This is a genomic window from Saccharomonospora glauca K62 (assembly GCF_000243395.2).
Classification (GTDB): Bacteria; Actinomycetota; Actinomycetes; order Mycobacteriales; family Pseudonocardiaceae; genus Saccharomonospora; species Saccharomonospora glauca.
The window spans coordinates 1,580,928-1,593,888 of the sequence record NZ_CM001484.1; the positions used below are offsets into that span (position 1 = coordinate 1,580,928).

General features: G+C 70.0%; 10 protein-coding genes. All 10 read right to left on the reverse strand.

Annotation, left to right across the window (positions count from 1 at the left end; genetic code table 11):
- Positions 1-9: 9 nt before the first annotated feature.
- Positions 10-1,176, reverse strand: a complete 1,167-nt coding sequence (gene galK / locus SACGLDRAFT_RS07620) for a galactokinase (protein ID WP_005463277.1) — start codon at positions 1,174-1,176, stop codon at positions 10-12.
- Complete coding sequence (locus tag SACGLDRAFT_RS07625; RefSeq protein ID WP_005463278.1) at positions 1,173-1,994, reverse strand: DeoR/GlpR family DNA-binding transcription regulator; 822 nt, start codon at positions 1,992-1,994, stop codon at positions 1,173-1,175. The genes galK and SACGLDRAFT_RS07625 overlap by 4 nt, the downstream gene beginning before the upstream one ends.
- 270 nt (positions 1,995-2,264) lie before the next feature.
- Complete coding sequence (locus SACGLDRAFT_RS07630) at positions 2,265-2,699, reverse strand: hypothetical protein (protein WP_005463279.1); 435 nt, start codon at positions 2,697-2,699, stop codon at positions 2,265-2,267.
- 37 nt (positions 2,700-2,736) lie between these two features.
- Positions 2,737-4,488, reverse strand: coding sequence for a substrate-binding and VWA domain-containing protein (locus SACGLDRAFT_RS07635; protein ID WP_005463280.1), 1,752 nt, complete (start codon positions 4,486-4,488; stop codon positions 2,737-2,739).
- Positions 4,489-4,526: 38 nt separating this feature from the next.
- Positions 4,527-7,112 carry a P-loop NTPase fold protein gene (locus SACGLDRAFT_RS07640; protein WP_005463281.1) on the reverse strand — a complete coding sequence of 862 codons (2,586 nt, stop codon included), beginning with the start codon at positions 7,110-7,112 and terminating at the stop codon, positions 4,527-4,529.
- A gap of 107 nt (positions 7,113-7,219) precedes the next feature.
- Positions 7,220-8,455, reverse strand: coding sequence for an SGNH/GDSL hydrolase family protein (locus SACGLDRAFT_RS07645; RefSeq protein ID WP_005463283.1), 1,236 nt, complete (start codon positions 8,453-8,455; stop codon positions 7,220-7,222).
- A gap of 158 nt (positions 8,456-8,613) precedes the next feature.
- Positions 8,614-9,465: a GntR family transcriptional regulator gene (locus SACGLDRAFT_RS07650; protein WP_005463284.1), complete on the reverse strand. Its 852-nt coding sequence runs from the start codon at positions 9,463-9,465 to the stop codon at positions 8,614-8,616.
- A gap of 10 nt (positions 9,466-9,475) precedes the next feature.
- The gene (pdxA, locus tag SACGLDRAFT_RS07655) at positions 9,476-10,519 is read right to left on the reverse strand and encodes a 4-hydroxythreonine-4-phosphate dehydrogenase PdxA (RefSeq protein ID WP_005463285.1); all 1,044 of its coding nucleotides are present in this window, start codon (positions 10,517-10,519) and stop codon (positions 9,476-9,478) included.
- Between the two features lie 3 nt (positions 10,520-10,522).
- Entirely contained in the window at positions 10,523-11,707 is a 1,185-nt protein-coding gene (locus SACGLDRAFT_RS07660; RefSeq protein ID WP_005463286.1) for a four-carbon acid sugar kinase family protein, read from the reverse strand.
- A complete protein-coding gene (locus tag SACGLDRAFT_RS07665) occupies positions 11,704-12,705 on the reverse strand; it encodes a 2-keto-3-deoxygluconate permease (RefSeq protein ID WP_005463288.1) in 1,002 nt (333 codons plus the stop codon). The genes SACGLDRAFT_RS07660 and SACGLDRAFT_RS07665 overlap by 4 nt, the downstream gene beginning before the upstream one ends.
- Positions 12,706-12,961: the final 256 nt, after the last annotated feature.

The following is a 12,961-nucleotide window of genomic DNA, read 5'->3' on the forward strand; positions in this document are numbered from 1 at the left end:
CCGAGAGGTTCAGAAGAGCCGCCGCGCTCCCGGAGCGGGGACGGCCGTGAACGCGCTCGGCTCGGCGTAACCCGCGTCGGAGAACGCCGCGCGGACCGCCTCGACCACCGTGTCGGCGCGGTCGCGCGGCACCAGGGCGATGACGCAGCCGCCGAACCCGCCACCGGTCATGCGCGCGCCCAGCGCTCCCGCGGAGAGGGCGGCCTCCACCGCCGTGTCCAGCTCGCCGACGGTGACCTCGTAGTCGTCGCGCAACGAGGCGTGCGACGCCGTGAGCAGCGGACCGATTTCGTCGAGCTCCCCGGTGCGCAACGTGCGCACCACGTCCTCCACGCGGGCGTTCTCGCTGACCACGTGCCGCACGCGCCGACGTTGCGTCGCGTCGTCGAGCCGCGCCAACGCGGTGTCCAGCTCGTCGAGGGCGACGTCGCGCAACGCGGCCACCCCGAGCGTCGCGGCGGCGGCCTCGCAGGCCGCGCGACGCTTGGCGTACTCGCCGTCGACCAGCCGGTGCGGGGCATGGGTGTCGATCACGAGCAGGGTCCGGCCGCGACTCGCCGGGTCGAACGGCACCTGCTCGGTGACCATCGACCGCGTGTCCAGGAACAACACGTGCCCTTCCCGGCAGTTGACGGACGCCATCTGGTCCATCACCCCGCAGGGCATGCCGACGAAGTCGTTCTCGGCGCGCTGCGCCAACCGCGCCAGGTCGACGGGCTCGATGCCCAGCCCGAACAGCTCGTTCAACGCGCACGCCACGGAGCACTCCAGGGCGGCCGACGACGACAACCCCGCTCCGGCCGGGACGTCACCGTCCACGGCGAGGTCCACGCCACCCACGTCGTATCCCGCCGTGCGCAGACTCCACACCACACCGGCGACGTAGGCGGCCCAGCCGGTGACGTCACCGGGCCGGGCGTCGAGCTCCACCGTCACCGGAGCACCGGGTTCCTGCAGCGACAGCACGCGGACCCGCGCGTGCCGGGACCGGCCGGCCGCGGCCCGCACCCCGTGCGGTAGGGCCATCGGCAGTACGAAGCCGTCGTTGTAGTCGGTGTGCTCACCGATGACGTTGACCCGTCCCGGTGCGGCCCACACCCCGTTGGGCCGCCTGCCGAAAGCTTCGGTGAACGCCGTGGACACCGAGGAGATCTCGGCTGTCGGCTCGGGGGTCATGCGCCGGCCTCACTTTCACTGCTTTCGTTCGAGTCGTTCTCCGCCGCGACGTCCGCCACGATGAGGTCCCCGACGCGCTCACGCAGCGCCTGCTGGTGTTCCTCCGCGAGGCCGGAGTCGGTGATCAGGACGTCGGCGGCGTCGATGTCGGCGATGGTGCTGATGCCCAGCACCCCGTACTTCGTGTGGTCGGCCAGCACCACGAACCGGCGGGAGACTTCCACGAACGCGCGGTCCGCCTCGGCCTCCATGAGGTTGGGCGTGGTGTAGCCGCTGTGGACGTCCATGCCGTGCACGCCCATGAACATGATGTCCAAGTTCACCGACCGGATCGCGGCTACGGCGAACGGGCCGACCAGTGCCTCCGACGGGGTGCGGATGCCCCCGGTGAGCACCACGGTCTGGTCGGTGCGCGGGCGTCGGGAGAACACGTCGGCGACCTGCACGGAGTTGGTGACCACCGTGATGTCGGGCAGGTCGCACAGCAGCCGGGCGAACGTCCACGTGGTGGTGCCCGCGGACACGCCCACGGCCATGCCGGGTTCGACCAGCCGGACGGCCTCGGTGGCGATGGCGAGCTTCTCGGCGTTCTCCCGGACCGACTTGGCGGCGAAGCCGGGCTCCTCCGTGCTGCGTCCGCCGGGCAGGATGGCCCCGCCGTGGACCTTCTGGAGCTGTCCCTGCTGCGCCAGCACCTCCAGGTCGCGGCGCACCGTCATGTCGGAGACTCCGAGCCGCTCGACCAGCGCGCTCACCCGGACCGCGCCGGAGCGGCGGATCTCCTCAAGAATTCGCGACCGACGTTGGCTCGCCAACATGGGGCCCGTCCTCCTCGTGTCGGTGGCGCTCTGGCCGTGGTACGCCGTCATCGGCGTCTTTCAGCACAGGATCGCACAATTTCGCAAGTGTATCGAGCGGGCCCCCTTGCCGACTCGGGTGTGGGGTACGCCGTCCTTCGCAGGTCATCCGGGGGAAAGCTTCCCGGTACTCACGCCGAAGCGGAGGCTTGCTGTGGGAAAGCTATCTGTTTTGCAACAGAATCCGACAGGAGATACCCGGTCGGGTGTCGTGCGGTGACCGGGCCGTGCTCACGTGGGGTTGCGGGACGTCTCCTCCCCGCTGTCGTCGAGGATGTTGCGCAGGCTCTTCTTGATCAGACGGAGCCGGTACTCGACCTGGTCGGGCGATGCCGTGGCGCCGATGTTGGCGAGCTGCTCGGCGGTCTTGCGCAGGGTGTCCATGCCTTCGGTCACCAGCTCGGGGTCTTTCGCGACCCGCGCTCGCTCGACGGCGAGCAGGAGGTCGTTCAACTCGCCCCTGATGTCGGTCTCGTGCGGCGGCAACGTCTGCATGGCACGCAAGCACTGGACGAAGTAGTCGTGCTCGTTCTGCTTCGGGGTGCGCTCCTGTCCGGAGAGGAGGACGGTCGCCAACCACATCGAACCGTGGACCGCGGCGGCGATGGCCACCGCGGCGAGCAACCCCCACCAGCCCTGTTTGAAGGCGGTGATCACCCCGCCCACGGCCCCGAAAAGAACTGGGAGGAAGAGCCGGAAAGGGTCAGAAGTTGCTGAACGCACTGAGGAACACCTGGTCGATCTCGTGGGGGTCACGGGCATCGTAGTGCCGTGCTTGGGAAGTCGCGGCGATCTCGGAGAGGGTGTCGCGGTCGGCGTCCTTTCCGTAGGAGATGGTGAAGATGCGGACCGACGAGTCCAGATATTCCGGGTCGATGGCTTGCAACAGCTCGTCCAGCGACATGTCGTGTGTCGTGTCGTGGCCGTCGGTCAACAGCACGATGGCGTTGATGCGTTCGACGTCGAGGTTCGCGCGCATCGCCTCGTGCGCCCGGTACGTGGCCTTGTAGAGGGCGGTTCGGTCGCCCCGCACCCGGAGAGCGTCGGACACCCGCTGGGTGAGTTCCTCGCGTACCTGCTTCACCGGACTCATCGGCATGACCTCGTGGACGTTGGGGTCTTCGGAGAACGTCCACAAAGCCACCTCGTCATCGTCGTCGAGCAGTTCCAGACCACGCAGCACCGCGGGTTCGAGCAGTTCCAACTTCGACTGCGGCTCCGTGGCACCGGGATCGGCGAGCTCCGTCATCGATTTCGACACATCCAACAGGAGAAGGACGCTGCCCCGACGACGCGCGTCTTCCCACGCGCGGAGCATGTGCTCGACCTGTGCGGCGGAGGGCGGGTCGATCGGTCGGGGCTCGGGGCTGTTCCGGCCCTCGGAGTTCACGACGCGGGCGACTTCGTCGTCGATCCCGCCTTCGTGGTCACGGAATCCCTCCTCCGAGAACTTCCGCTGTGCCTCCTCGGACAGCAGGAAGTCGCGGAAGTCGTTGGCGACGGCGCGTTTCGCCTCGTCGACGTCTCGCAGGACCAGGAAGGGGTGATCCACCAGGACGGTGCCGTCGTCGGGATGGATGGCTACCAGCGGGTCGACGGGTCCGTCCCCGCTTGAGCTCGGGGCATCACCCGCCAGCCCGCCCGTGTTGTAGAGGTAGACCATCTGTTCCTGGATCGCCATGGCGCTGATGACGGGCTCGGGGTAGCTGATGGAGAGCTTTTCCAGGAACGCCACCGAGTCGTCGGAGTAGTGCGTCACCGACGACTCGATGTCGCGCACGAACTTCAGCACGTCGGCGTTGGCGGACAGGTTCTGCTCGGTGAAGCCGCCGATGTCACGGGTCGCCGCGTAGTACGTGGCGATGGTGGCGGCGAGGCCCGAGCTGGACAGCCGGGGGTTGTCCTTGCCCATCGCGAAATGCCCCCACTCGGGATGCCCGTACCGGCTCCAGTCCCTGGTGGCGGCCAGCTCTCGCAGATCGGACCAACCCAGGGACTTCTCCGGCCAGCCGAGCGCTCTCGCCATCTTCTCGGGCATGGCGATCACGAGCGGGCTCGTGGTGATGGAGTCGTCCTCGCCGGAGACCAGGTCCCGACCCGTGCGGTATTCGAGCAGGCCCGCCCACAAGGAGGTGCTCGGCAACCAGATGTCGGGCCTCCGGGACCCCGTGGCCTGCTCGTCCCAGCCGTGCTGGAGCTGCTCGGAGGCGGCGCCGGAACTCACGGCGTTCACCTCGATCTCGCCGCACCACTGGTCGGCCACCCTGTGCGCGTCGTTGTACTGCTCGGCCAGCTCGGTGATGAGGTGGTCCTTCTCGGTGGACGAGACGACCGTGATCTCGACGCAGTGGGAGAAGTCCACCCCCGGTGCGGAGGGCAGCAGAAGCGTGCCCGTGACCAGAACGGCTCCCACGAGGGAACCGACGGTCAACGGCACGGTGCGATGCGCGTCCACGACAACCTCCCCCAACCCTCTCCGGCCTTCCCGGCCGGTCACGGTGTCACCAGGTCGTGGGTCTCAAAACCGAAGCGCGCGATCGTTCCGACCCAGTGGCGATATGTTTGAAGATCATCGTCCATGTCGTCGTGCCATTCAAGTGGAATGGCGGAAAAGAGGTCGTCCGTGGTTTGAATCGCGATGAATACCTTCCGTGCCGCCACCGGGTCGGCGACCAGTATTCCCAGCAGGGTGAGCACGGTGCGGTAGGGAAAGGAAGAAAATTGGTCGTCCCGCACCCCGACCCGGACGAGGCGGTACAGATTCACCAGTTTCTTCACCGCCCGCGGGGTGGAGAGCCGGGGCGCGATTCGGTGGAGGTATTCGCGTTCCTCCGGTCGGAAGCGGAGCTGTTCGGCGCGCAATTTCCGGCTCATGGACCGGGGCGGGGCGGCCCGGCGCTCGGACGGGCGCGCGTCCGCCACGGTGGTCGCGGGCCGGACCGGCTCGGCCGTCGTGGGCTCGGTCGTCGGAATCCGCTCCGCCGGGTCCTCCCGCACCGGCAGCATCGAGTCCACCAGCGCCGCCGTGTTCCCGCCCAGCGGCCGCAGCGTGTAGACGATCTGGAAGACCTTGTCCAGGTACTCCGACGACAGGCCGACCTCGTCGAGACAGCGACGCAGCCACCGGGGGTCCACCGCCACGACCACCACGAACAGCGGCATGGCGAGCAGCAGGTGCACGGCCGCCAGGACGTCGACGACCTTACGGGGAGAGCAACGGTCGAGGTCGTCGATGTAGAGCACGATGCGTTCCAACGGCGGGGGACCCTGCGCCCCGGCGAGCTGCCATTCGGTCCACGCGTCTCGGATGTCCCGATCGAGCGCGCGCAGGTCCTCGTGGACGCGGCTGAGCAGGCCACGGTACTGCTCGTACCGGTCGCGGCGGACGTCGTCGATCAGCTTGCGCATCCGCTCCACCGCGTCGAGTTGATGCAACCGTTTGCTGACGGCGCGGATCTCGGTGTCCAGCTCCTCCCGACGGGCACGCAGCATGTCACGTATCCCGGACGCCAGAGGCGCCAGGGAGGTGCGGACTGTGTCGATCGCGCTGAGCACCGACGTCACGCCGGTGACGACGGCGACGACCGTTCCCACGGCGGTGATCAACAGATCCCGCAGGAAGAGCCAACCCACGAGCGCCGCCGCGACTCCCAAGAGACCAACCACAATGGACACCACCGTGGCTCGCCGGCGACGACGTCGGGTCTCCGGGTCCACACCGGAGGTCAGCAGTCGCAGCGTGCGGGTGAGCCGGGAGCGGTCGGCGTTGTCGCGCACCGTCTCCAGGCTCTGCAATCGGCTCCGGAGTTCCTTGCGGGAACGTGCGTTGTCGGTGTCGTCGGCGAGCTCGGCGAACAGCCGTTCCACCATGCCGACCCACAACTCGTCGTCGTGGTAGTGCCAGGCGTTGAACCGCACCTGCCGCACGGTGGCGGCGAACACGCTGCGTCCGGGGTTGTTGCGGGACAACGCGGACAACGTGTCGACCTGGTCGTGCAGTTGCCGCAGGAAGCTCGACTTGCCCGAGCCCCACGGGCCGAGCAGCGCCACGCACAGCGGCGGTTCGGTGGTCCGGTCGGCGATCACGGTGGCGAGCGTCTGGACGTCCTGCCGGAACCCCAACAGGTCACGCGAGCTGGGCTCGTCGCTCGTGGGGGTCGCGCGCGGGGTGACTGGGGGATCGGTGAATCCGGTGCCCGAGACCTGCTCGCCGTCGAGGTAGTTCCACACCCGGATGGTGCCGTCCTCGCCGATGCTCACGACGTGCTCGCCGTCGGGCGCGACGGCGAGGGCGCGCACGGCGCCGATGTGCCCGGTGAGGACCGTCGGTTCGGTGGGTCGGGTGCTCTCCCACACCAGCAGTGTGTCGTCGACGGCGGCGAAGACATGGGAGTTGTCGGGGCCGAAGGCCACCGCCGAGACGGGTGAGGGGCCCCCGGTGAACCGGACGAGCTCGGCGCCCTGCGTGGTGGTCCACAGGATCACGCTGCCGTCGGCTCCGCCCGTGAGGAGGTCGCCGTGCCCCACCTCGCGTATCGCCACGGCCGTCACGGTGCCGGTGCCGAGCTGCCACACGTCTCCGGCGGCCACGTCCACCACGCGGGCTCCCCGGTGCTCGACGCCGATCGCGACTCGGGTGGCTCCCGGCGTGGTGGCGACCGCGTCGATCCACACTCCGGCGGAGTACACCGTCCGGGTCAGGCCGTCGGCCATGTCGTGCACCACCACGTCGCCGTTGGCGAGGCCCGCCACGACGGCGCCCGTGGCCGCACGTCCCGCGGCGCAGGCCGTGGTGGTCAAGGCCCATTGCGACCGCACCATGTCGCGACCGAGGGGAAGACCGGAGGCGTACGACCACGTCCGGATCTCCCCGGACTCGTCGCAGCTCACCATCGTGTCGCGGTGAACGGTCAACGCCCTCACGGGCCGGGCGTGGCCGACCAGTTCACGCCGCTGCCCACCCGTGCGCAGGTCCCACTCGCGCACCACCCGGTCCTCGCCCGCCGTGATGATCCGTGTCCCGTCCGGGGAGACGGCTACGGCGTGGAGACCACCTTCGTGCCCGAGGAAGCGTTTCATGGTGCTAGTCCACCAGGCCGACACGGAAATGAGGGACCACCTCGCGGGTGTGTCCGAATCGAATTCGGTTTCCCGCTCGGGTGGTCCCTTTCAGTAGAACTTGGTTTTCAGCAGATGGTGCGGAGGTCGATGGCAGCGGCCATCGCGCCGAACCCGGCGTCGTTCGGGTGCAGGTGGTCGCCGACGTCGTAGGCGGGCAGGAAACGCGTCGGGTGCTCGGGGTCGCGCACGGCGGCGTCGAAGTCCACGACGGCGTCGAACTCACCCGACGTCCTGATCCACTCGTTGACCGCCTGCCGGTCGGCCTCCCCGGCCTCGGTGTAGTAGTCGGCGCCCTCGAACGGGGTCAGCGTCGCCCCGATCACCTTGATGCCCGCGTCGTGGGCCCTGGCGATGAACTGCCGGTAGATGCCGATGAGCTGCTCCGGCTCCACCGCACCCTGGCTGGAACCGATGTCGTTGATGCCCTCCAACAGCACCACCGAGCGCACGCCGGGTCGACTCAGGACGTCACGGTCGAACCGGGACAGTGCCGAGTCGCCCCACGACCCGGCGTCCGTCAGCAGCCGGTTGCCGCTGATCCCGCTGTTGAGCACGCCGCACCGGAGCGGGTCGGGACGCTCCAGCAGTCGGTCGGCGACCTGGTCGGGATAACGCAGATTCGCATCTACAGTGGACACATCGCCGTCGGTGATGGAGTCGCCGAAGAACACCACGGAGCCCTTCGCGCGCGTGGTGACGTCGACGCCGGTGAGGAAGTAGCGTGAGGCGTCGAGCTTCGAAAACGCCCGCCCCGGGTCGGTGGTGGCATCCCCCGGCGCGGTGAACGACGTCGCGTATCCCTGGGAGTGGAACGTCGCCGGTCCGGTGGGGCCGGGCAGGTACATGCTGACGACCAGATCGGAGTCGTCCCGCACGGTGAGGTCCACGGGATCGGAGATCCAGTCCGCGCCCGCCGGAATGGTCACCGACGTCTCGCCCCCGAAGGTCACGGGAGTGAGGGCGTCGGCGTCGACGTCCGGGGTTCCCGCGGCGTCGTCCGATCTCGGAGCCACGGTGACCGAGCCGACGGTGAGCGGGGTTTCGCCGTAGGCGTTGCTGAGGCGGACCCGCACGGAGTCGCCGCCCACGGAAAGGTGCGCGACCTGGCGCAGGGTGGTGTCGGTGAATCCCTCGGCGGAGGGGCCACTCCCGGCGGGTTCCGTCATGGCAGCGTGCCAGCTTCCGACCCAGTCGGCGTGGGGGACGGCGGGCTCGGCCCGGACGGGGAGCGGTGCGATCAGCGCCAGTGAGGTGAAAGCGCTTGCCAACCCAACCGCGATGCGTGATCGCGTTCGTGACATGGAAGACATCCTTTCTGTCCGACCGCTTCGCACTGGTATGCCGGGTCTTCCATGCCAACAGGCTGGTGATCACTGTCACAAGTGGCCGACGATCAACGGCCGTTCGACGGGTCGAGCGGTGCCTTTCGCGCGACGAACGGCTCGATTCGAGCGCGCGGTCAGCCGAGAAGCGTGCGCAATTCCTCGACGAGTTCCCGAGCGCGGGCCAGATCCCGCTCGGCGGGCCGCGGTTTCCCGCCCGATTCGGTGCCTTCGGCCTTCGGCAGGGTGTCGAGGGTCAGCGTCTCGGCCGTCTCCGAGACGTCGATGTCGAACACGACGCGATCGGAGCGATGCCACGCGGAGAACCATTCGAGGGGCCGCCCGTGCTGGTCGGCCGTCTCTCCTTCGAGCAGCAGCAACGGCGTCCCCGGATCGATGGCCAGCGCGGAGGCGAGTCGTTCGTCCGCCGCGACGGCGCGCACCTGCCGCTGCCCGCTCACCGGGCGCAAGCCGTACCGGTGGGAGAGCAGTCGGTGCAGCGAGGCGTCGACGAGGTCCTCGGCGCGCAGGTCCGGCACCCGGGCGGCGGGCAACCACGTCCGGACGTAGGAGAGCGGCTCGTCGTCGAGCAGCCGCACGCGTTCCAGCCTCAGGCACGCCTTCGTCCCGAGCGAGGCCCTCGCGGGTTCGGGCGGCGTGGCCTCCACCAGTTCCAGCACGGTGGTCCTGATGTCGTGGCCACGCCGCGCGAACTGTTCGAACAGGCCGGTCGCCCGCTGCACCAACCGGCGGTACTCGGTGGGCGCGGCCACCACTGTCGGCCTGCCCTGGCGCCGGATCACCAGGCCGTCGGCGGCGAGTCCCGCGACGGCCTGCCGGACGACGCTGCGTCCCACTCCGAAACGCGAGCACAGTTCCGCCTCGCTGGGCAGGGTCGAGCCGGGAGGCAGGTCGTGGCCCAGGATCTCCCGACGTAACGACTCCGCGACCTGCCGGTGCAGCGGTCGGCCGTCCTTGCGGTCGAGCATGGCGGGGAGTCTACGAGACCTCGCCGGCGCGGGCGGTCTCCCACACCTCGTGCCAGGCGGGGGCCAGCTCGGCGGCCCTGCGGGTGGCCAGCACCAGACTCGCCTCCCTGGCGACGCCCTTGCCCGCGATGTCGAACGCGGTGCCGTGGTCCACCGACACCCGCACGACGGGCAGCCCGACGGTGATGTTGACGCCGTCGTCGCCGTAGACCGCCTTGAACGGCGCGTGACCCTGGTCGTGGTAGCACACGACCACGAACTTCCACTTGCCCTTCACCGCGGCCGGGATCAGCGCGTCGGCGGGCAGGGGACCCACGGCGTTGATGCCCGCGGCCTTCGCCCGCTCCACGGCGGGCGCGAGCACGTCGGCGTCCTCGTCGCCGAACAGCCGGTTCTCACCCGCGTGCGGGTTCAGACCGGCCAGCCCGATGGGCTCGTCGGGGCGGCCGAGCGCCCGTGCGAACGAGCCGACGAGTCGCAACACGCTGTCGGTGCGCTCCGGGGTGATCCCCTCGATCGCGTCGCGGAGCGAGACGTGGGTGGTGAGGTGGAAGAAGAACAGTTCCCCGGCCGACAGCACGAGGCTGAAGTTCTTCACGCCGAACTCGTGAGCCAGCAGTTCGGTGTGACCGGGCCAGTTGTGGCCACCCGCGTGCATGGCCGCCTTGTTGAGCGGCGCGGTGACGATGCCGTCGACCTTCCCGTCGCGGGCGAGCGCGCAGGCGGTCATCACGAACCGGGCGGCGGCGTCGCCCGCGCGCGGGTTCAGCTCCCCGTAGGGCACGTCGTCCAGCGACGGCCCGTCCTGGATCACCTCGACGAGCGCCGGGTCTCCCGTGGCGTCGGCCGGAGAGTCGACGACCCGCACCGCCTCGGGATCCTTGCCGAGCAACGTCGCCGCCTTGCGGAGCGCGGCGGCGTCCCCGATCACCACGGGCTTGCAGAGGGTGCGCAGCTCGTCGTGGTCGAGCAGGGTCCGGATGGTGATCTCCGGTCCGATCCCGGCGACATCGCCCAGGGTGAGGGCGAGCGTGGGCACCTGCTGGTCGTTCACCGGTTACTCCTTGTCATTTCGGGTCTTCCTGACCGCCTCCGCGGCCTTGATCAACACGTCGGGTTCGCCGAACCCACCCGCCTTCGTGGCCACGGGCAGGCCGGCGTTCGGGCCGCCGACCACGGCGCCGAGCGGCACGCCCGGAGCCACCTGGCCGGTCACGCGGATGCCGCCGGCCCCCAGCGCGGCGAGGACGGCCCGCGCGCCGTCGCCACCGGTGGCCACGAGCCCCGCGACGTCGCCTTCGCGGACGAGGTCCGCGGCGAGGGCGGCGAGCCGGGAGGACACCACGTCCGGTGGCAGGGAGCCGTCCCCGCGGTCCGGAGCCCGCAGCAGCAACACCGGCGGGCGCCGAGTCGCCTCGGCGACGGCGGTGTCGGTGAAGTCGGCCCAGGCGGCGTCGTCGAGCAACTGGTGCCGGGTCGGTGCCAGCACGGGCACGCCGGAGGCGCTCAACCGCTCCACCTGTTCACCCGTCGCGGCGTGCAGTGTGGTGACGACCACCAGGGCGGTGCCCGCCGCCGGGGAGCGCCAATGCCGTGCCAGGGGAGCGGCCAGGCCGGCCGAGCCCACGGCCACGGCGCGGTCGCCGAGTGCGGCCGTCAACGCGGCGACGCGGTCGAGATCGGCCTCGTCGGCGGCGTCGACCACCACGACGCGCCCCGCGGAGCGGGCCCGGCGAGCCCACTCAGCGGGAGTGCCGTCCGGGTCGAGCGACAGCAGGGGCGCGTCGAGCAGCGTCGGCACGTGGCTGCACGTCACGGGGGTCACGGGGTCGCGTCCCACCGGCGTCTCCGCCACGGGGGTGCCGGCCACGAGCAGCGTGCCGTCCACCAGCGTCCGGCCGACGGCGGGAAACGCCGGGCACACCACGGCGGTCACCTCGTCGCCGAGCGCGTCGAGCACCGCGTCGATCTCCGCGCGCAGCGGTCCGCGCACGGTGGAGTCGATCTTCTTGTAGATCCGGGGGACCCCGGAGCGCACGAGGTCCGCCGTGACCGCTCGGACGCGGTCCGCCGCCTCGGTGGGAGGAAGGGCTCGCGAGTCGGTGGTGACGGCCACGACTTCCGCGGAGCTCGCCCCGAGGTCCAGCATCAGCTCGGCCGTCCAGCCGGCCTCGGTGAACTGCAGTGCGGTGTCCCCCGCCCCCGTGAGGTCGTCGGCGATCACCGCTACCCGTGGTGTCATGACAGCTGCTCCCGCGAGGTGGCGGGGGGTGCGCTCAGCGCACCGGCCCGTTTGAGGACGAACGAGGCCAGCAGGGGAGCGAGGATCGCGGTCACCAGGACCGACGACGCCACCTGTGCGGTCGCCGTGCCGACGTACGGTGCGAACGACGGGTCGGCCGCCGCCACGATGGCCGGGGTGGCGATCGCGTTACCCGCCGTCGTGCCCGCGGCGAATCCGAGGCCCGACTGCTTGCCGCGCCGCAGGATGAAGCGGTAGCCGAGGTAGACGAGGAAACCGGTGAACGGCGCGACCACCAGGCCCACCAGGATGCCGGTCAGGCCGCCGGTGAGCACGTCACCGAGGTCGATGCCGGTGCCCAGGGAGAACGCGAAGAACGGGATGACGATGTTGGGCACCGGGTCCATGACCCGTCGCCACTCGCCGTCGAGGTTGCCGACGATCACACCGAGTAGGAACGGGACGATGGCCGCGATCAGGTCGGTCAGCGGGATGTCGCCGAAGCCGGAGGCCCCGAGGAAGAGCATGGTCAGGAAGGGGCCGTCGTTCACCGCGCTCGCGATGTAGGCACCTCGGTCGCGTTCGTCGCCGTACTGGCCCGCGAACGCCAGCCACAGCCCGCCGTTGCTGTTGTCCACGCAGGCGAGCAGGCCGAGCAGCGAGATGCCGAGGATGCCGTCGACCCCGACGACGAGCCCGAGCAACACCACGAGGCCCGCCGGGATGAGGCTCTTCATCAACAGCACGGTGCCCGCGTGCGCGAGGACGGGGCCGCTCGTTCGTGCCGTGACCTGCATACCGGTGGCGAAGATGAGCAGCGCGATGAACGGGGTCGCGCTGTCCTTGAACAGGCCGGTGGTGAAGCTGCCGATCTCCAGCGCTCCCGGCGCCAGCGTCGCGACGAGCGTGCCCAGCACCAGCGGGATCAGCATGAGCCCGCCGGGAATGCGTTGCATCGTGGCGAACAGTGGGACTCGGGAGGTCTCCGTACTGCTCAATGCCGGCCTCCTTGTCGGCAGTGCGGCACTGGTGCCGCACTTGTACGTATAGCTTGTGCGTACAAGATGACACAGGTGTCGGCCGACGTCACGCGCGGCCCTCCGAAAACCGGTCCCCACGGTATGGCCGGGCCCATGGCGAGAGCCCGGAGTGAGACGCGGGTCGCCCGCCCCGGCCGCCGTGCCACGTTTGGGTGAGGGGTGGGCCGGGTATCTCACGAACGGCCCGGTGGATCGCCGGGCGAAGTCGTGTGAC